The sequence below is a fragment of the Sinorhizobium sp. BJ1 genome (assembly GCF_002531555.1).
Classification (GTDB): Bacteria; Pseudomonadota; Alphaproteobacteria; order Rhizobiales; family Rhizobiaceae; genus Sinorhizobium; species Sinorhizobium fredii_B.
Genome location: NZ_NWTH01000041.1, coordinates 1 through 19,528, shown reverse-complemented (window position 1 = coordinate 19,528; position 19,528 = coordinate 1). Strand labels below are relative to the sequence as shown.

The following is a 19,528-nucleotide window of genomic DNA, read 5'->3' as shown; positions in this document are numbered from 1 at the left end:
ATGTGTTGTTAACCATATTATTCGATAGTTTGAAATTGGATTTGGCGCGCTCCGTGATCTTGCGCATACTGTTAACGATCTATTAACGGATGAGTCTCGCGTGACCCAAATTCAGATTGCCCTCGACGGCGAAAGCCTGATTACCCCCACCGCCATTACAACCGAACTCTCGACAGCCAAGACGGATCGCCATGACGAGCAGCTGGCAACCGGCGAAGCCGAAGTCGCACTGGCGCTTATGATCGCCCAGCAACAAATCGAGCAGCGCCGCGATCCGCCGGTGATTATCCACCAGCTGATCGGCGCACTTCATGGGATACGCCGCAAGTTCGATCCGAGCGTCTGGCAAGCGCTGATCCCGATCGTCCAGAACCATCCGGTGTCGAATTACTTCCATGAGGACCCGTTCACCCGTTGGTCTTTCCGGAAACCACGCGGTTATTCCGGCGACGCGCAGCTGATCGACTTCATCTATGGTCATCCGAGCGTTTCGGACGAAATTGCCAAGGCCTCTCCGCTTGGCCGCACCCTCTACAACTACACGAAGGATGCGCCGTCGTCGGTCGCCGTGCGGGAACGACGCGACCTCCTGACCCGGCATGTCGACGCGATTGCGGCCGAGAAGGGCCCTGAGACGGAAATTCTGACGATCGCGGCGGGACATCTGCGCGAGGCCGATCGTTCGGTGGCATTGCGCGAGCGGCGGATAAAGCGCTGGGTTGCCCTCGATCAGGACCCCTTGAGCGTCGGCTCGATGGTTCGCGACTTCAGGGGAACCTGCGTCGAGGCGATCGACGGTTCCGTTCGCGGCCTTCTGACCAGGTCCCAGGAACTGGGTCAGTTCGACTTCATCTACGCCGCCGGCCTCTATGACTACCTGGCCGATAAGGTGGCGGTGAAGCTCACGCAACGATGCCTGGAAATGCTGAAGCCCAATGGGGTCTTCCTCTTCGCCAATTTCGCCCGCGACATCAGCGATGACGGCTACATGGAGACGTTGATGAATTGGGCGCTGCTGCTGCGCTCGGAAGCGGATATGTGGAGCATCATCAATGCGAGCGTCGACCGCAACACGGTCAATGCGCGATTGGAATTCGGCGCCAACCGCAACATCGTCTACGGCATCCTGCAGAAGCGGTCTTAGCCATCGCCGAAGCCCGTCTCTCGAGTCTTCAGTCTATACCTGCACCACTGCGTATTTCCGTGAATCGCAGCCGATTTAAGGAAGAAACTCGCAGCGCTGTAACGTACCGCGGCCTTGTGCGCCTGATAGATGCACGGCGCTGTAGAAACTCGGCGCATTTCGGAGTCGAAATGCCCCGTTTGGCTGCAAAGCACAGCCAAACGGCCTGATGGAAAAGCGGGTGCCGCTCAGCGTCTCAATGCTTCCGTTTCGATCCAGTGGAGTCGAATCGGAACGGCCTTGCATGCAGGTGGGCGGAGGCGCCCCCGGGCAAGGACGGCTTGAGGAGAGCCGCTGGCGGCAGGAGCCGGACGGATATTGCCGGTGCCGATGGGGTTTCGCCGGACCGACCGCCCGCCTGAGCAAGCGGTGTGGCGGCCGTTCGCTTAGCTTCTCGCTGCTCTTCCATCGCCGAGCGCAATTTAAGGCGCAACACCGCCTCCCGCGCTCTGAGCTTGCATCGAAGATGCTCCGGATCATCGGAAGCGATCTCTTCGAAACTCAGAAACGTGGCGATCGCGGCGTCTCTCTGGCCTGCGGCCAGAAGGCAGACGGCCAATTTGTAACGGACGAGGCCGAGATGCGCGTGGCGGGCAAGCAGGTCTTCGAAGGTCTTGCTCGCCTCGCGGTAGCAGGCTTGCGCCATCTGGGCGTCGCCCAGCCGGTGCTGGATCTTGTCCGCCTCCGGTATCGCCGACAGCAAGCCGCGATAGAGATGTTCCGCCTCGGCGTGGTCTCCCTTCTCGGTGCAGAGCTGTGCCAGGCCGTAGCGGGCATAGATATGCTTGGGAGCCGCATGTATCACTTGCCGATAGCCTGTCTCCGCCGCGTCCAGCTTGCCTCGGCTGTGCAGGTCCATGGCGCGCTCGAAGACGAAGTCGATGCTGCGGTGATTCAGACAGTCGTGAAGATTGCGGCCCGTCCGCGTTCTGACGATGAGGTGGCGCACAGGCTGTTCCGGGATGCGGATCCCGCTCTCGCCGCCGTCGTCCTCGCGGACAAACTGTTCGTCGGCAAAGGCGTGGAGCAATCGTTCGGTTCGGTCGGAGGCGAGGTCGAGAGAATCGAACCGCAGGCTTGCCCAGTTCTCGCGACGGATGACGCTGGCAGACGCATCGACCGCCTCATTCTCGAGCCCCGGCGAGCAAAGCAGGCCGGTGCGGCCGGAGCCGTGATTGCCGATCAATAGAATTTCATCGCAGAAAAGACCGCTGCTCTTGTCGCGGTAGGTTGCCACACGAAGCGGAAGAAAGGCGCAGTAATCCGCATCGTCGGATCGTTTCAGGGCCAGGATGAACCACCTCTGTTGCCGAGGGAGGTATTGCCGCAACCAATCCCAGGAAAGGCAAGGGTGAGAGTCGGGATCGTTATGGTAGAGCTCGTCCCAAGACTTCCGAATATTCTCAAAGTCCTCAATACGCTCAATAATTTCTGTAAACATAGCTTCCTCGCATAAAAATAAAAAATGAAATAAATTTCAATTATGCAGCAGAAGTCACAGATATATAAGTCAGCAATAAGATTGGAATAATAGCAATTTCGGGTTATTTTGCAATAGCTAGGCACGCAGGGGATGTAGTCGGGTGAGCAATAGCCCGGCCCCTCGGCCTCGTCGAACGCGCAGGCCGCGAGACAAGTCGTCTGCGACTGCAGACAATGCCGCCGACCGCCTGACGCTCGGTGCGTCAAGCGGCCGGGTTCGTGAGAACAAGCGGCGTCGCTCGCAGCTGGTTTGCTTCATCGCTCCATGAAGGCGCGCGCCATGCTGTCCCGGATCGGCTTCGTCAGATAGTCGAAGAAGGTCCGCTCGGCCGTCTGGATGAGAATCTCGGCTGGCATGCCGGGCGTCGGGACGAAGCCGGAAATCCTCGAGACTTCGCTCACCGGCAGGTTCACTCTGGCGAGATAGACTTCCTGTGTGCCGTTGGTTGCCGGATCGGGCATGGAGTCGGCGGAGACATAGTAGACCTCGCCGTTCAGCACCGGCGTCGTCCGCTGATTCAGCGCGCTGAGCCTTACGGTCGCCTTTTGGCCGATCTTGACGCTGTCGATCTCGGTGCGGAGGACCTGCGCTTCAATGATCAGCGGTACGTCCGACGGCAGGATTTCCATGATCGGTTTGCCGGTTTCGATGACACCGCCGGCCGTATGATAGTACAGGCGCACGACGGTGCCGGTAACCGGAGCGTTTATCGTGGCGCGGCGCAGCACGCTGGCGGCCCCCGTCAACTGCTCGCGGACGGAGTCCAGTTCGGCCTCCACCTTCTGGAGCTCTTCCAGGGCCGCCTCGCGATAGCTTTCCTCCGTCTGACGGATCTGCTGATCCTGTTTCAAGATTTGCGAGCCGATTTCCGAAATCTCGGAGGTCAGTCTGCCGGTCTGTCCCTGGGCGTCCGCGATCGATCGCTGGATGCTCTTGATTTCCGTCTTGCGGATCAGGTTCTTGTCGAGGAGCGACTTCTTGCCCGCATACTCCTCCTCGAGGAGGGTATGCTGCTGGCGAACCGCCGCGAGTTGCTGCTGGTAGCCTTCGGCACGGAAGCGGAAACCCTCGATATTCTGCCTGTACAGTCCGATTTCGCTGTCCAGCTTGCTTCTCCAGGCCCGAAAATTGAGCTCCTGGCTTCGAATGATCGGCTCGATCTCCGGATCCTGCAGATATGGGACAAGAATTTTCGGCAGTTCGATCTTGTCGAGACCCTGCACCTGGGCCATGAGGCGGGCGATGATCGCCTCCAGCCTCGCCCGGCGCAGAAAGAGCTGGCGTTGGTTGGCGAGTGCAGCCGTCTCGTCCAGCCGTAGCAGCGGCTGATCGGCGACGATATGATCACCCTCGCTCACCAGGATATCCTTGATGATCCCGCCTTCAAGATGCTGGATGACCTTGTTCTGACCGGTCGCGACGAAACTGCCCTGAGCGATGATTGCCGCAGCCAGCGGCGCCGTGAAGGACCAGAGGCTGAAGCCGCCGAACGTGACTGCCATGAGCACCAGTCCGATGGTGGTCTGTTTCCAGATCGACCGCGGAACCTCTGAATACCATGCAAGATCGTAAACTTTGACTATGTCTGTCATGGGGTGCCTACGTAAGCTGATTGTGGTCGACCGGGTTGCCCTCGAAGTTCATGCCGCGCGAGGAGAGGGCCTTCAGCACATCCTGGCGCATGCCGAAAAGCGCTACGGTGCCGTTCACCAGAAGCAATACCTTGTCCACACTGTTGAGGAGGGCGGGCCGCTGGGTAATGGTAACGACGGTGATTTTCTGCTTCTTCGCATGGGCAAGTGCCCGCGTCAGCGCCGCCTCCCCGGCACTGTCGAGATTGGAATTCGGCTCGTCCAGCAGCACCATGCGCGGATTGCCGAAGAAAGCCCGGGCAAGCGCGACGCGCTGCTTTTGCCCGCCGGAAAGCGGTGATCCGTCGGCCGCGACGAAGGTCTCGTAGCCGTGCGGCAGTGACGCAATCATGTCGTGCACGTCGGCCAATTTGGCGGCCGCATAGATGTCGGCGTCGGTGGCGTCCTCCTGCATGCGCGCAATATTGGCCTTGATCGTTCCGGGAAAGAGCTGGACGTCCTGCGGGAGGTAGCCGATGCTTTCGCCGAACTGGCGCTGATCCCAGTTCCTCAAGTCCATGAGGTCGAGGCGCACATTCCCAGATGTCGGCAGGATGGACCCGACAAGCATCTTGCCGAGCGTCGTCTTGCCAGCTCCGGAACTGCCGATCACGGCAAGCGAGTCGCCAGGGTTGAGCGAGAACGTCACGCCGTTGAGGACCACGCGCTTGGTGCCGTTCGGGACGAAGAGCAGCCGCTCGACGTCCAGGCGCCCTTCGGGGCGCGGCAGCTTCAGCCGCTCAAAATTAAGCGGCGAGCTCTGGAGCAACGAAGCGATGCGCCCATAGGCGGCGCGCACCTGGATCACCTGATTCCAGCCTTCGATTGCGCCTTCGATCGGGCCGAGCGCACGGCCGGCGACGATCGATGCGGCGATTACCATGCCGCCAGTGAGTTGGCCGTGAAGCGCGAGATTGGCGCCCCAGCCGAGCATGGTGACCTGGGTGAGCAGCCGAATGGCCTTGGAGAGCGAGGCAAGCGCGATGTTGCGGTCCTGCGCCACGACTTGCGCCTTTAGCGATCCCGCCATGTCCTTCCCCCAGATGCGGACTGCTTCCGGGATCATCGCAAGCGCATTGATGATCTGCGAATTGCGCGACATGGAGTCGAGATGGAGGTTCGCCTTGCCCTGGAAGGTGTTGGCCTCGCCGAAGGGAGCGGCGGTCGCTCTCTGGTTCACCAAGGTGACAATGAGGAGAAACAAGGCGGAAGTAATGACGATGAAGCCAAGATGCGGGTGGATCAGAAAGACCGCCAGGACGAAGAACGGCGCGATCGGGGCGTCGAGGAAGGACAGCAGCGTGCTCGATACGAGGAAGGAGCGAAGCTGCTGCAAGTCGCCAAGGGTCTGATATTCCCGCCCGTTGCTGTGAAGCGAGGCTCGGGCCGCCGCACTGAGGATCGGCGCGCCGAGCTGAGCGGCAACCTCCACCGCCGTCCGCATGAGGATCATGCGGCGGATTCCGTCGAAAACAGCCTGCAGAATGACCGCGCCGATGATCAGCGCGGTGAGCATGACCAGCGTGTCGATCGAGCGACTGGTCAGCACGCGGTCCGAGATCTGAAACAGATAGATCGGTATGGCGAGCACCAGCACGTTGGTGGCGAGCGTGAAGACCATCACGACCATCAGGTTCTGCTTGATGGCCTGCAGACCGGCCTTGAGACTGGCGGAAAAATCGACCGGCCCGAGACGTTTATGGAAAACGCCTCCGCCTCCGCCGCCATGACCACCCCCGCCGCCGCCCGAGGAGCCCCCCTTGTCGGGGGATCGTGGCTCGGCCTTGAGGGGGCCGCGGTCGCCGTCGATCACCACCATACCCGGTATTGAAGACCTGTCCTTGACTTCAGCCCTCGTCTCGACGCTCGGCTTTTCGACGCGCGGTTCCGGCTTGCGGGCCTCCTGGACAGGCGGACGCTGGCCGGCATCGCCTCCATGCGGGCGAGGCACGATTTGCGCGGTGTTCGCGTTATCGGCCATCAGCGGGGGCGTCCTTGTCTGTTGCATGACTGTCTGTTTCATGACCTCGGGCGCCGCACGCCGTTCGGAAACGGGCGGTGCGGCCGTATCGTCATGATCGGCTTGTTGGCTGGTTCTTGCGGCCGCCGTGCCGCGAAGCTGGTCAATCACCTGGTCGAACTCCTTAACAGTGCGATCCAAAATATCTTCCCTGCGGTCGATCCTGCGGAGCAATTGCTGCCGGGCAGCCTCCGCCTTCGGCGTCTGCGGCGGGGAATCCGCCTCGTCTGCAGCCTCGTCGCCATTTGTCGCGAATTGCTCCCAGGACGGGTCGCGGTCGTCGGTCATCGTCTCCTCCCGCGATCCGATCATGCCAGCATGCTATGCATGGGATCGGAGTTCGCCGTATCGAGCGGATGCGGCGCGTGACCCGGCGACTGGGGCCCGGGGTCGGGGGCCATCATGTCCTCACCAAGGAAAGCAACCGCTTCGCTGACGAGCGCGTCAGGATCCTGGCCCCCGAGGTAAGGTTCGGTCCTGATCAGTTCGGCCTGGATCAGGATCTCGTCCGAATAGGCGGTGCCACCCGTATAAATGGTCTGGCCTGCATCGACGTCGACAATCCCGGCGTAATTCACCAAGGCGTTCGAACCCGTCGAAATCGTCCAGTCTGCGTCCCAATCCGCCGCAAGTTTGCTCATCGCCAGCGCGACTTGGTCGCTGTCACCCAGGATATTGGTCTGCTTGACGTAGTTGAGATTGACGAGGTCGCCCGAAATATAAAGTACCCGCAAGCCATTCATCCCGGCAAAGGCGCCGTCCTGCAGCACGTCGTCCGGTAGCGATTTTTTTCCGCTTGCGAGATCGCCGAAGGCGTCGAGGTAGGATTCCGGCATTGGTTTGACGGCGGTCGCGCCACCGGCTTCCACGATGCGGGCTTCGTTCCACAGCAAGTTGCCGTCAGTGGAGACGGAGCCCTTGCCGCTTGTGCCGAAACCCTCGACGGCGCCGACCAAGTCGTTGTCGAGCAGGATGTTCGTCTGCTGGATGATGTTGGCATCGTAGACACTGCCGCCGACGAAGATGAGATCGTAGTAGTGTCCGAGCTCTGCGAGCGAGACGTTGTTGATCGCCGTATTGTCGCCGGTGATGATCGAAGCCGTCGAGCCAGCGGACGCTAAAATGGCCGTGTCTTCATCGGTCATCAAGGTGAATTGCTCTAACCAGTTCATGATCAAGAGGTCGCCCTTGATCTCGGTAATCGCCCAAGCCTTCGGGAAGCCGCCCGTTCCGGCCTGCTCTGCCTTGTCGGCCTCGGGGTCGAGATGCTTGAACATCGCGATATTGAAGGCCTCGGTTGCCTTGCCTGGGTCCAGATTCCAGCCGTTGAGAGCAGGGCTCACCAGATCGTTGTCGGAAACGATGTTGGTCTGGATGATCGCGTTGAGCTCGACATGGTCGCCTTCGACAGCGAGCACATGTGACTGCAACCAGTTATTCGTCAGCTCGACGGAATTGATCAGCGTGTTGCCACCGGCTTCCAGTTCGACCGATGCCTCGACCCCGATCTGGCCCTGGCCCGGCGTGAAGTTACCGCTGGCCTCGGTGGTGGTAGCCGGCTTTTCCTCCGTGGCTTCTTCCGGCGGCGGCAGGTAATCATCGAGACTCGGTGCCTCCTCGACGAGCTCTCCGTCGACGACGGTGCCTTCGAGAGTCTCGGCTTTCTCGACAACTGTGCCTTCCTGTCCTTCCTGTCCCGCCGGGACGGCATCAAGCTGCTGCGAGGCGGTGTTGATGAAGGTGGCGATCTCCTCCGGGGAACCGGGTATCTCTTCGCCGCCGAGCGGGGAGATCTGCAGCGCCGCTTCGATGAGATCATTCATCAAAGCGCTGTTGTCCACCTGGGGGGCAAACTGCAATCCGTGACCGCCAAGGCTGACGACGTCGTCGTCCGAAAGCCAGATCTGCTGCGATGCGTAGACGGCGGTCGAGCCGGGCGGATCGATTTGAATTTCGGGTGCGCCGCCGGATGAGGAACTCGAGCCGTCCCGTGTGTAAGCGTGGGGATTGTCGATTTCATTGGCCGGACGCGAAATCGGTATTTCCGGGGGACGAAGGCCGGGATAGAGACCCGGTGTCGGCCCAGCCTCGTCCGGCTCGGCCGGGCGGTAGGGAATACCGGGGTTGAAATCCTTGAGCTCGTAGGGCGCCTTTACCGCAACCGGCACGGAAGGGAGTTCCGGCGGTTCCTCCTGCGCTTTCTGGTGAGCCTTGAATTCCTCGTAGGCGTCGCGCAGGCGAATTTCTTCAAGAGCGATGGCGAACAGGCCGATGAAATGGGCGATAGCCTCGGTCGTCTTGTCGAAATACAGGGTCATTGTCAGCCCCCTTTTTCACTTCGGTGCTGTTGGACTGCGCGGGGCGAACCCGCGCAGTCCAGTTCAATGCCCGATTTGCGATGAATGCGAACCGGCAGTCTCGCCTTATGCGTCGTCGTCGTCTTCGCCGATGGCCGTCGAGCTGTAGTTGCCGCCGACGACCGTCATGTCGATGGTGTTGCCCTGCAGGTTGGCACCAAGCACGATCTGCTGGTTGAAGGCGTTGGTGTCGATCACCGCATCGGCCGATGCCGAGGAGATTCCTTCGAGGAAACTATCGTCGCCATTGTAGGAACCCCAGGTGCCGCCCGACCCTGCGCCGCCTGCACCGGTCGTAGCGGTGCCACCTGCAGCGCCTGCGCCGCCGCCACCGCCTGTGGCTGCTCCGCCTACGCCGCCACCGGCCAAGGCATCGCCAGCCCATGCACCTGCAAGAGCAAGGCCGCCATCACCAGCGCCGCCGGTTGCCGCTCCGCCGGTTCCGGCTCCGCCGCCGGCAGCACCGGAGGTTCCGCCGTTCGCAGTGGCACCGCCGCCGCCGCCGCCACCACCGCCGTTACCGGCGCCGACACCGGAACCCGTGCCAATGCCAACGCCAGCACCGAGCGCATCGCCGCCGTCACCAGCATCGTCCGCGCTGCCGCCGTTGGCGTTGCCGGTCCGACCGAGAGCGACGCTGTTGCCGCCATCGTTGTCGCCGCCGTCGCCGCCGAAGTTCAGGATCGGGATCGAGAAGTCGTCGACATCTGCGCCGTCGCCGCCGTCGCCCGCATCCTCAGCTTCCGCCTCGTCGCTTTCGACGTCACCCGTTTCGCCGCCGTCGCCGGCTTCGTTGTCGCCACCTTCGCCGCCTTCTGCCGCGCCGACACCGAGACCGACACCGAGACCGAGGCCGAGACCGAGGCCGGCACCACCGGCGCCACCGGCGCCACCCGCTGCCGCGCCGCCATTGGCGCTGCCGCTGGTCCCACCTGTGCCGACGCCGACACTTGCCGCGAGACCGCCTTCGCCGTCTCCGCCGTCCGCGTCGCCGTCATTGTCGGCGTCGCCGCCGTCAGCGTCGCCGCCCCCGGCGAAGCCGCCGATCGCGAAGCCACCGTCGCCACCGTCGCCGCCGTCGGCATCGGCATCGTCACCGCCTTCGCCACCGTCACCGCTGGCGGAAATGCCGTCGTCCGACTTGGCGTAACCGCCATCGGCATCGCCATTCTGGTGCAGGGTGCCGCTATTGGAGACGTCGTACAGCTCGTCGTCATCCGACATGATGGCGGACTGGCTGAAGACGTTACCGACATCATTGCCGGCGCCGTCAAGCGAGCCGTTCAAGATGTCCTTGAAGCTGACGCTGGCCATGCCTTCGATGGTCGAATCGTCGATGTCAACGAAATCGTCATCCGAGGGCTTGTAGCCATCAAGGTCGACGTCGACATCGACATCGACGTCGACCTCAGTCTTGCTGTCGACGTCGACGTCGACTTCGGTCTCGTTCTTGTTGACGTTGGCGTTGAGGTTGGCGTTGCCGTTCAGGTTGCCGTTGCCGTTCAGGTTGGCATTGCCGTTGCCGTTCAGGTTGCCGTTGCCATTGGCATTACCGTTAAGGTTGCCGTTGCCGTTCAGGTTGCCGTTGCCGTTCAGGTTGCCATTATAGGACTCACTGGACTGCTCCTGCTCCTGCTCCTGCTCGGATTCCTGCTCCTGTTCCTGCTCCTGCTCCTGTTCCTGCTCGGACTCCTGCTCCTGCTCCTGATCCTGCTCCTGATTTTGGGATTGCTCTTCCCACGGCCACAAGAAATTCTTGTCCTTGCTGCTCATAACGATCTACCTCAGATTGAGGCCGCGACAACCAAGCCACCTTTTTCTCTCACGCGGCTAATGGATGTGCGGTCCAGGTGTTGAAAATGAATAAAGTTATTTCAGTGAAGAATTTCGATCACCGGCGGCCAAGCGCGACCGGGGATCAGACATTCAAATTGTCGTGGTAGATGCCCTCCTCCATCGTGGAGCAGCTCGTCGGGCCTCTCGAAGGACACCTGCGCATCCGGCGCAGTGTCGGTCCCCAGGCTCGAGCCTCCCTGCTCGTCGTTTTGCCCGGGCAGTCTGTTGCCAAGTTGAAGGAAATGTAAGCTGTCAGTTCGAGCTAGCCCGTCGGGTAGTCGTGGCGGGCGCTAGTCAGCCCCAGGTTGATCACATGCGGAAAGGTATTTTGAGAAATGGCAAATATTGAGAATGGATTTGCGTTTCTACTCCGTTGGGGCTACTTGCGGCAGGCAAACTTAAAGCCCAAACCTATTCAACCGGAAGAAATGAATGGGAGGCGGATATGAGCGATCCTGCTGGAGGTGTTCGGCAACGGCAAACAGGGCCCATGAAGCGATTTCACGAGATCCTGCTTCTGATCGGGCAGCTGAACTACACGTGGACGAACACGGAAAGCCTACTTATCTACCTGATTGCGGGCCTTGCGAATGTGGACAAGGAAACCGCGGTCATTATTTTCCTGACGCTGAACACGACACGCGCCCGCATCGAGCTCGTCGAGCGGTTTGCGAAGATGGCCAAGACGCCATCCGATCGCAGGCACGAGATCCTGGCCGTGACGCAGCAGCTGGGCAGGCAGGCGAAGCTCAGGAACAAGTACAGCCATTGCATCTATTCCTTCGACGAGACCGGGGATCAGGCGAGCACCCAGCTGATGGCCATCTTCGACAGCAAGGAAACGATCAAATACGGCAAGATCGAGCAGATCGACGATGCCGAACTGGCGAGGATCAGTGAGGCGATCGATCAGATCATGAAGATCAACAAGGGGATCTGGGATATCGTCGAGCGACATTCCTTCCCGCGCTAACGGGAGGGCACGGAAGGACGACATGCTTCCCTTAAGACCGCGGTGATCCGCGCCTATGACACAGCACTGGGTCAATTCTTGCTTGGCTTTGCCGGAGTCCGAAGAGAGGCGTGAGGAGAGGGAGCCAGCACCGAAACCCTTTCATCTCATTTAGGATTCTTATGGCGCTGGCTCATCTGCAATCAGAGGAATGCGATATCATCCATCTGCGGGTCTCGATATCTTCTATTTCTTTTTCCAATATAATTGTGCGACAGAGGTTCGGCTCTGTCCAAATTGTTACGTCAGAAATAAGAAGTCATACGATTAGTCATGTGAACGCAATATAAATACTTCCGAACCTACGCAAGACACTATCCGGGACGCACAAAACGCCGTGCGACCATTGCAGTGTGGTCCGGAATGTAAGGAAGCGATAGATACCAATTATGGTTAGTCTAGGCAGCCGCTTGACGGAGCGCATGCGTTTCGGGGTGGCATCGTGACGGCGACACCGAGACCTTGCGGTGGTGGATCGGGCGCCGGGGAGACGGACTGCCGTCTGGCTGTGCCCGGTCTGCCGGGATGCGCTTTCGTGCCATGCACGTTAAGACAATGTTAACATTGTGAATCCGTCACCGCCGCTCCGACCCGTCGCGTTGAGCCGCTGTTGGGGTCCCAAGGGCGCGGATCGAGCGACCGCGAGAGTTGGGGAGTGATGCGCGCGGGCTGGCATATGGGTCTGCGGATCGACTGCGCGACTGGCCGGCGCTAACCCGTTGTTGGTATCGGAGCAGGCTAGAACGTGCGGAGCCGCGATCTACATCCTAGACTTGAATGTTCTCACGGCCCCGCCGTTTTCCGCCCCAGCCCTTGGTCCGCCGAACCCCTGAAAAGCAAAGGGTGATCGAAGGAAGCGGAAAATGCACGGCGGCTTACGCGCTTGTCCAAGGCTTTGCGTGGACAGGCCCAAAATTGGTTCGATTTCAGACGGTCTAGATAGCGTCACCCTGCCAATCTAACCCATTTGGGCTGTTTCCCATCCCCCATATTTACGATACATTAGTCATTACGAATTCTACCGCTGTGGGAATTCGTTTTTTATTCGAATAAATTTTTAAACAAGGGCGTTCTTCAAGAGGGGCCTCACACCCATAAATTTTCAGGGAATGCCCAAGGAGGGATAAATGTACCGTGAGAGTTCTACCCTGAGCAATTTTGAGGATAACAACAAAGTTTTAACAAAGAGAAACAAGATTGTAATGCTCGCCAAGGCGGACCTGCTTGCCGAATGCCTGACGCAAGCGATCGGCGCCCGCTTTCAAAGCCATGACGTGGTCAGTCTGTCGGAAGCCGACAGTCTGCTCGACGGCAATCTCGTCGATATCGCACTGGTAATGCTCTACCGCATGCCCGCAAGCACTTTCCCGTCGATCATCAGAATCATCCGTGAGTTTCACCCCAAGGCCTCGATCGGCGTGGTGGTGGAGAATGCCGACGAGCTCGATACGTCGATCGCCGGCTTCGTCGATGAAGGCCTCATTCATGGCGTACTGCCCTTGAACCTGCACCTCGATGTCTGCCTGACCGCCATCGATCTGCTGATGAAGGGCGGCGAGCACTTTCCCGCAGCGTTGCTCAGGCGATTGGCCCCGCGGGGATTCGCAGGAGGCGGCTCCTCTGTTCAACGGCCATCGGTCATCGAGTCGAGCGACCCGGAGCGCAGGAGCGAGAACGGCAGGGGCATGCTGACGACGCGTGAGATCCAGATTCTCGATCTGATCTGCATGGGCACGCAAAACAAGATCATCGCCGACCGGCTAGGGCTTTCGGAAAACACCGTCAAGGTGCATGTCCGCAACATTTACAAAAAGATGAACGTGCGCAACCGCACCGAAGCGGCGTCGCGTTATTTCCGGCACGAAGGCGACCTGGGCTCACCACGGGGGCGCTGGTCGAACTGAATGAGCCAACGAAGGTAAGCGCCGCGCACCCGCCAGGGTGCGCGGCGCTTTTCTGAACGGATTTTCCCCTACTCGGCCGCGGCCGGCGGAGTGCTGAGCGCGCCGCGCCGGATCTGGTCGGCCTCGATCGACTCGAACAGCGCCCGGAAATTTCCCTCGCCGAAGCCTTCGTCGCCCTTGCGCTGGATAAATTCGAAGAAGATCGGCCCGATGACGGTTTTCGAGAAGATCTGCAGGAGGATCTTCGTCATGCCGCCGTTCACAACGCCCTCGCCATCGATCAGGATGCCGTGCTTCTTCATCCGCTCGATCGGCTCTTCGTGGCCGTGGACGCGCTCGTGCGACATCTCGTAATAGGTGTCCGGCGGTCCGGGCATGAATTTAAGACCGTTCTCCGCCAGCCTGTCCGTGGCGTCGTAGATCGCTTCGGTTCCGACCGCGATGTGCTGGATACCCTCGCCCTTGTACTTCTTCAGATATTCCTCGATTTGGCTCGTATCGTCTTTCGACTCGTTCAAGGGGATCCTGATCTTGCTGCAGGGGGAGGTGATCGCCCGGCTCAGGAGCCCGGTGATGCGGCCGTCAATGTCGAAGAAATGGATCTGCTTGAAGTTGAACAGCTCGCGATAGAAGGCCCACCATTTGTCCATTTGGCCGCGATAGACGTTGTGCGTCAGGTGGTCGAGATAGTAAAAGCCGACCCCCGCGGGCCTCGGATTGCGTTCTCCCAGCCATTGGAACTCGGCCTCATAGGCGGAACCTTTGTCGCCGTAGGTCTCGACGAAATAGAGAAGCGAGCCGCCAATGCCGACGATCGCCGGCACGTCGAGGCTCCTGTCGCTGCCGGCATAGGGCTCGGCGCCCTTGGCGACCGCATGCTCGAAGGCATGCTTCGCATCGACGACGCGCCAAGCCATCGATGGGGCGCAGGGCCCGTGCTTGTCGACAAAGCGCATCGCATGCGAGCCGGGTTCGGCATTCAGGAGGTAGTTGATGTCGCCCTGCCGCCAGACGGTGATGTTCTTCGTCCGGTGCCTGGCGACCGGTGTGTAGCCCGTGCGATGGAAGAGTTCTTCGAGCTTCTCCGGCTGCGGATGGGCGAATTCGACGAACTCGAAGCCATCGGTTCCGGCGGGGTTGTCCGCCGATATGGTTGCGGGCGGTGCATCATGTGGAAACGGTCCCATTGAAACTCTCCTCTCATTCCTCCGAACTTTGTTGGAGTATGGCGCAGATCCGATGCATGATGCTTGTATTCTTGCGCGATTTTGCCCAGATCGTGCATAAATTGTGCAAGTGGCGGTGTGGAGGTGCATGAATGGAGCAGCTTGACGGTTTCGACCTCAAGATCCTCGGCGAATTGCAGCGCGACGGACATCTGACAAACAACGAACTCTCCGAGCGCATCGCACTCTCACCGTCGCAATGTTCGCGGCGGCGCTCGCGGCTGGAGGCGGAAGGCTTCATCACCGGCTATCAGGCGCAGATCGACCGGCAGAAGCTCGGGCTCGATCTGATGGTGGTGATCTCGGTGACGCTCGCCACCCATAACCGCGACAATGCGAAGCGTTTTGCCAAGCTCATCTCCGGCCTGCCCGAGGTGCTGGAAGCCTATGCGCTGACCGGCGAGATGGACTATCACCTGCGCGTCGTGACACCCGACCTTGCCGGGCTTTCGCGCTTCGTCAATGACGTGCTCCTGCCGCATGACAGCGTCCAGCACGTGAAGACCTCGATCGTGCTGGAAACGCTGAAGAGCTTCGAGGGTCTGCCGATACCGGAGCGCATGAAAGGGTGAGTTCGGGTTTGTTGTGGCAATTTGAATTCCCCTCCCCACAGGTGGGAGGGCTCCGATGCCGCACCGTCTCCGCCACGGAACACGCCTTTCCATCGGACGCGAAGGTCGGAAAATGGCAGGCGATCGCCGCGGGCGCCTAGCCCCTCCCACCTGTGGGGAGGGGTTGGGGAGGTGGCTTATGCACGGGCTTTCTTCATCGCCCGCTCCACGGCGCGCAAGCCTGTCGACAGCGCCTCCATGTTTTCCATACCCAGCATCGAAAGCAACTCCGCCTGGTAGTCGGCGGCGAGCGTCGTCAGTTCCTTATAGGCCTGCTGGCCGGCGGGTGTCAGCGCCAAATGTTCGAAGCGACGATCGCGGCCGTCCTCTTCGCGCTTCAGCCATCGGCGCTGCTCGAGACCGAAGACGGCGCGGCTCACCTTCGTCTTGTGCATCGCTGAATGGGCGCCGATCTCGGTCGCCGTCATGCTGCGGCCGGAACTGCCCAACGCCGCGAGCGTACGCCATTCGGGCCGGGTCAGCTGGTAGCGCGCCTTGTACTGCGCGGCAAAGCGCAGCGCCACGAATTCCGCCGCCCGATTCAGCCGGTAGGGCAGGAAGGCCTCCAAATCGAACGCATCGGTCAAACAAGCTTCTCCGCAGTTGATAGTTACAAAATCAATAGTTACGCTTGCAACTAATATGCCGCGCTGAAGAGGAGATGCAAGCCATGTTGGACAAGGCGGATAAGCGCCGCGCAGGAGCGGCCGGCGAGGAGCAGGCGCTCGCCTACATGCCTGGTTTCGGCAACGATTTCGAGACCGAAAGCCTGCCCGGTGCCCTGCCGCAGGGGCAGAACAGCCCGCAGAAATGCGAGTACGGCCTCTATGCCGAGCAGCTCTCCGGTTCGCCCTTCACAGCGCCGCGCGGAACGAACGAGCGTTCCTGGCTCTACCGCATCCGTCCAAGCGTCCGGCACACCGGGCGCTTCCGGAAGATCGACTACCCGCACTGGAAGACGGCGCCGCATGTCGTGGAACATTCGCTGGCGCTCGGACAATTGCGCTGGAACCCTCTGCCGGCCCCGACCGAGGAGCTGAATTTCCTTCAAGGCATCCGCACAATGACGACGGCGGGGGATGTGCTGACCCAGGTCGGCATGTCGGCGCATGCCTATGTCTTCAATGCCGACATGGTCGACGACTATTTCTTCAATGCCGATGGTGAGCTGCTGATCGTGCCGGAAACGGGTGCGATCCGCGTCTTTACCGAACTCGGTAAGATGGATGTCACGCCATCGGAAATCTGCCTCGTCCCGCGCGGCACGATGTTCAAGGTCACCCGGCTTGGCGAGGAGAAGGTCTGGCGCGGCTATATCTGCGAGAACTACGGCGCCAAGTTCACGCTGCCGGATCGCGGTCCGATCGGCGCCAATTGTCTCGCCAATCCGCGCGACTTCAAGACGCCGGTCGCGGCCTATGAGGATAAGGAGACGCCGTGCCGGGTGCAGGTGAAGTGGTGCGGCTCCTTCCACGTCGTCGAAATCGGCCATTCGCCGCTCGACGTCGTCGCCTGGCATGGCAATTACGCGCCCTTCAAATACGATCTCAAGACCTTCTCGCCGGTCGGCGCGATCCTGTTCGACCATCCGGATCCGTCGATCTTCACGGTGCTGACGGCGCCGTCGGGGGAGGAAGGCACGGCCAATATCGATTTCGTCCTCTTCCCGCCGCGCTGGCTGGTCGCCGAACACACGTTCCGCCCGCCCTGGTACCACCGCAACATCATGAGCGAGTTCATGGGGCTGATCTACGGGCGCTACGACGCGAAGGAGGAGGGCTTCGTGCCCGGCGGCATGAGCCTGCACAATATGATGCTGGCGCACGGCCCGGATTTCTCCGGCTTCGAGAAGGCCTCGAATGGGGAGTTGAAACCCGTAAAGCTCGACAACACCATGGCCTTCATGTTCGAGACCCGTTTTCCGCAACAGCTGACGACGTTCGCAGCCGAACTCGAGACGCTGCAGAACGACTACATCGACTGCTGGTCGGGGCTCGAGCGGAAATTCGACGGCACGCCCGGAATCAAGTGACTTTAGGCGAAGAACCGTGACATGCTGGCCAAATCCGCGCCGTCCGGCGCGGATCAACAAAATCTATCGGGAAGCACCATGAAACTCGCGACGCTGAAAGATTCTACCCGCGACGGCAAGCTCGTCGTGGTCTCGAAAGACCTGACCCGCTGCTCCGAGGTGGGGCACATCGCCCGCACGCTGCAGGCGGCGCTCGACGATTGGGCGCATGCGGGCCCGCGGCTGGCGCGCGTTGCCGAGGGGATTGAGACCGGCTCGCAGCCGACCATGCGTTTTCACGAGCACGATGCCGCTTCGCCCCTACCGCGCGCCTTCCAGTGGGCCGATGGTTCCGCCTATGTCAACCATGTCGAGCTCGTCAGGAGGGCGCGGAATGCCGAGATGCCAGCGAGTTTCTGGACCGACCCGCTGATCTACCAGGGCGGCTCCGACAGTTTTCTCGGCCCACGTGATCCGATCCTGATGGCCGACGAGGCCTGGGGCATCGACATGGAAGGCGAAGTCGCGGTGATCGTCGACGACGTGGCGATGGGCGCGACGCCCGAGGAAGCGCGCGAGGCGATCCGGCTCGTCATGCTCGTCAACGACGTCTCGCTGCGCGGCCTCATCCCCGGCGAACTCGCCAAGGGTTTCGGCTTCTACCAGTCGAAACCGTCTTCCGCCTTCTCGCCGGTCGCGGTGACGCCCGATGAGCTCGGCGACGCCTGGGACGGCGGCAAGCTCCACCTGCCGCTTCGCATCGATCTCAATGGCAAGCCCTTTGGCCGCGCCAATGCCGGGATCGACATGACTTTCGATTTTCCGCAACTGATTGCACACGCGGCCCGCACCCGACTGCTCTCGGCCGGCACCATCATCGGCTCGGGCACGGTTTCGAACAAGCTCGACGGCGGACCGGGCAAGCCGGCTTCGGAAGGTGGCGTCGGCTATTCCTGCGTCGCCGAGCTGCGCACGATAGAGACGATCGAAAGCGGTGCGCCGACGACGCCTTTCCTGAAATTCGGCGACGTTGTCCGGATCGAGATGAAGGATGCTACCGGCCATTCGATCTTCGGCGCGATCGAGCAGAAGGTGGCAAGTTACGAGCGTGGTTGATGGTGCGAGGGATCGATCGGAGGCAGCGTGACTTGCGAAACCATTCTCTACGACTACTGGCGTTCGTCGGCGAGCTATCGGGTGCGGATCGCCCTCAATCTCGTCGATGAGAGCTATCGCTCCGTCCCGGTCGATCTCGTCGCCAAGGTGCATCGCGCATCCGAGCATCTGGCCCGCAACCCGCAAGGGCTGGTGCCGGTGCTCGACATTGATGGCCAACGGTTCAATCAGTCACTCGCCATCATTGAGTATCTCGCCGAGACACGGCCGGAGAGCGGCTTTCTTCCGAACGACGCCATCGGCCGCCAGCGGGTGCGCGCGTTGTCCTATGCGATCGCCATGGATATCCATCCCGTCTGCAATCTCGGGGTGGTCGCTCATGTGATGGAGGCTGCTCCGGACGGCGAGATAGCGCGCCGGGCCTGGATGCAGAAGTTCATCGGCGAGGGTCTTGCCGCCTTCGAGCGGCTGCTGGATCACCCCGCGACCGGCGCCTTCTGCCACGGCGATACGCCGACAATGGCTGATATTTGCCTCATGCCGCAGGTCTATAATGCGCGCCGCTGGGAGGTCGACCTTTCCCGCTGTCCCCGGATTGTCGCCATCGACGCGCGCTGCGCCGAGATCGACGGCTTCGCGAGAGCGCATCCCGATCGCGCGAAGCCTTAGACTCACCCTGGCCGCACCGCGTGTTCCGTTCCGTCCAGCCGATGTCGCGAATGGATCGGCGGGTCTCAAATCGTCACGGTAGTTTTCGCGAGACTGCCCGTATAAGGGCGAGCGGAAACACCTCAAGAACGAGAGACCCATCGATGAAAAGCTATGTGCTGACCGTCACCTGCAAATCCACCCGCGGCATCGTTGCCGCCGTGACCGGCTATCTGGCGGAGAAGGGCTGTTACATCAGCGACAGCTCGCAGTTCGACGATCTCGAAACGGGCCTGTTCTTCATGCGGCTCACCTTCATCAGCCAGGACGGCGCGAAGCTCGAGGAGCTGCGCGAAGGCTTCGCTCCTGTCATCAAGCGCTTCGACATGACGATGGAAGTCCGCGATTCCGAGGAGCGCACCAAGGTGCTGCTGATGGTGTCGCGTTTCGGCCATTGCTTGAACGACCTGCTCTACCGCTGGAAGATCGG

Annotated in this window: 14 protein-coding genes and 1 pseudogene; 8 read left to right on the top strand and 7 right to left on the bottom strand. The window is 60.8% G+C overall.

The window, feature by feature from the left end:
* The first annotated feature begins 100 nt into the window (after nt 1-100).
* Nucleotides 101-1,144, top strand: coding sequence for a class I SAM-dependent methyltransferase (locus CO676_RS30045; RefSeq protein ID WP_097523765.1), 1,044 nt, complete (start codon nt 101-103; stop codon nt 1,142-1,144).
* A gap of 235 nt (nt 1,145-1,379) precedes the next feature.
* Here CO676_RS30045 and CO676_RS30040 read toward each other — a convergent pair whose 3' ends face one another.
* The 5 genes from CO676_RS30040 to CO676_RS30020 form a co-directional block, all read right to left on the bottom strand.
* A complete protein-coding gene (locus CO676_RS30040) occupies nt 1,380-2,369 on the bottom strand; it encodes a tetratricopeptide repeat protein (RefSeq protein ID WP_245424546.1) in 990 nt (329 codons plus the stop codon).
* A 551-nt stretch (nt 2,370-2,920) separates the two neighbouring features.
* Nucleotides 2,921-4,258, bottom strand: a complete 1,338-nt coding sequence (locus tag CO676_RS30035) for an HlyD family type I secretion periplasmic adaptor subunit (RefSeq protein ID WP_014766055.1) — start codon at nt 4,256-4,258, stop codon at nt 2,921-2,923.
* A gap of 7 nt (nt 4,259-4,265) precedes the next feature.
* Nucleotides 4,266-6,605, bottom strand: coding sequence for a type I secretion system permease/ATPase (locus tag CO676_RS30030; protein ID WP_097523777.1), 2,340 nt, complete (start codon nt 6,603-6,605; stop codon nt 4,266-4,268).
* A 20-nt stretch (nt 6,606-6,625) separates the two neighbouring features.
* Nucleotides 6,626-8,635, bottom strand: coding sequence for a type I secretion protein (locus CO676_RS30025; protein WP_097523764.1), 2,010 nt, complete (start codon nt 8,633-8,635; stop codon nt 6,626-6,628).
* Between the two features lie 105 nt (nt 8,636-8,740).
* A complete protein-coding gene (locus CO676_RS30020) occupies nt 8,741-10,447 on the bottom strand; it encodes a hypothetical protein (RefSeq protein ID WP_097523763.1) in 1,707 nt (568 codons plus the stop codon).
* A gap of 508 nt (nt 10,448-10,955) precedes the next feature.
* Here CO676_RS30020 and CO676_RS30015 point away from each other — a divergent pair.
* Nucleotides 10,956-11,483: a hypothetical protein gene (locus CO676_RS30015; protein WP_014766052.1), complete on the top strand. Its 528-nt coding sequence runs from the start codon at nt 10,956-10,958 to the stop codon at nt 11,481-11,483.
* Between the two features lie 1,166 nt (nt 11,484-12,649).
* Entirely contained in the window at nt 12,650-13,426 is a 777-nt protein-coding gene (locus CO676_RS30010; RefSeq protein WP_014766051.1) for a response regulator transcription factor, read from the top strand.
* A gap of 68 nt (nt 13,427-13,494) precedes the next feature.
* Here CO676_RS30010 and hppD read toward each other — a convergent pair whose 3' ends face one another.
* Complete coding sequence (hppD, locus tag CO676_RS30005) at nt 13,495-14,613, bottom strand: 4-hydroxyphenylpyruvate dioxygenase (RefSeq protein WP_097523762.1); 1,119 nt, start codon at nt 14,611-14,613, stop codon at nt 13,495-13,497.
* 131 nt (nt 14,614-14,744) lie between these two features.
* Between hppD and CO676_RS30000 the strand changes: the two genes are divergently transcribed.
* Nucleotides 14,745-15,224, top strand: a complete 480-nt coding sequence (locus tag CO676_RS30000; protein ID WP_097523761.1) for an Lrp/AsnC family transcriptional regulator — start codon at nt 14,745-14,747, stop codon at nt 15,222-15,224.
* A gap of 176 nt (nt 15,225-15,400) precedes the next feature.
* On the opposite strand, the gene CO676_RS29995 is transcribed toward CO676_RS30000, so the two are convergent.
* The gene (locus tag CO676_RS29995) at nt 15,401-15,850 is read right to left on the bottom strand and encodes a MarR family winged helix-turn-helix transcriptional regulator (RefSeq protein ID WP_014766048.1); all 450 of its coding nucleotides are present in this window, start codon (nt 15,848-15,850) and stop codon (nt 15,401-15,403) included.
* An 83-nt stretch (nt 15,851-15,933) separates the two neighbouring features.
* Here CO676_RS29995 and hmgA point away from each other — a divergent pair, with 83 nt between their 5' ends.
* The 4 genes and pseudogenes from hmgA to purU form a co-directional block, all read left to right on the top strand.
* The gene (gene hmgA, locus CO676_RS29990) at nt 15,934-17,295 is read left to right on the top strand and encodes a homogentisate 1,2-dioxygenase (protein WP_097523776.1); all 1,362 of its coding nucleotides are present in this window, start codon (nt 15,934-15,936) and stop codon (nt 17,293-17,295) included.
* Between the two features lie 78 nt (nt 17,296-17,373).
* Nucleotides 17,374-18,390, top strand: a complete 1,017-nt coding sequence (locus CO676_RS29985) for a fumarylacetoacetate hydrolase family protein (protein WP_097523775.1) — start codon at nt 17,374-17,376, stop codon at nt 18,388-18,390.
* Between the two features lie 27 nt (nt 18,391-18,417).
* Nucleotides 18,418-19,059, top strand: a complete 642-nt coding sequence (maiA, locus tag CO676_RS29980; RefSeq protein WP_097523760.1) for a maleylacetoacetate isomerase — start codon at nt 18,418-18,420, stop codon at nt 19,057-19,059.
* Between the two features lie 143 nt (nt 19,060-19,202).
* Nucleotides 19,203-19,528: pseudogene (gene purU, locus CO676_RS29975) on the top strand (formyltetrahydrofolate deformylase); the annotation flags it as partial.

Bases quoted from the DNA above. Each gene is read 5' to 3' on its own strand.
- CO676_RS30030 (WP_097523777.1), bottom strand. From the start codon at position 6,605: ATGACCGACGACCGCGACCCGTCCTGGGAGCAATTCGCGACAAATGGC.
- CO676_RS30025 (WP_097523764.1), bottom strand. From the start codon at position 8,635: ATGACCCTGTATTTCGACAAGACGACCGAGGCTATCGCCCATTTCATC.
- CO676_RS30020 (WP_097523763.1), bottom strand. From the start codon at position 10,447: ATGAGCAGCAAGGACAAGAATTTCTTGTGGCCGTGGGAAGAGCAATCC.
- hmgA (WP_097523776.1), top strand. From the start codon at position 15,934: ATGTTGGACAAGGCGGATAAGCGCCGCGCAGGAGCGGCCGGCGAGGAG.
- hppD (WP_097523762.1), bottom strand. From the start codon at position 14,613: ATGGGACCGTTTCCACATGATGCACCGCCCGCAACCATATCGGCGGAC.
- CO676_RS30035 (WP_014766055.1), bottom strand. From the start codon at position 4,258: ATGACAGACATAGTCAAAGTTTACGATCTTGCATGGTATTCAGAGGTT.
- CO676_RS30015 (WP_014766052.1), top strand. From the start codon at position 10,956: ATGAGCGATCCTGCTGGAGGTGTTCGGCAACGGCAAACAGGGCCCATG.
- CO676_RS30000 (WP_097523761.1), top strand. From the start codon at position 14,745: ATGGAGCAGCTTGACGGTTTCGACCTCAAGATCCTCGGCGAATTGCAG.
- CO676_RS30010 (WP_014766051.1), top strand. From the start codon at position 12,650: ATGTACCGTGAGAGTTCTACCCTGAGCAATTTTGAGGATAACAACAAA.
- CO676_RS29985 (WP_097523775.1), top strand. From the start codon at position 17,374: ATGAAACTCGCGACGCTGAAAGATTCTACCCGCGACGGCAAGCTCGTC.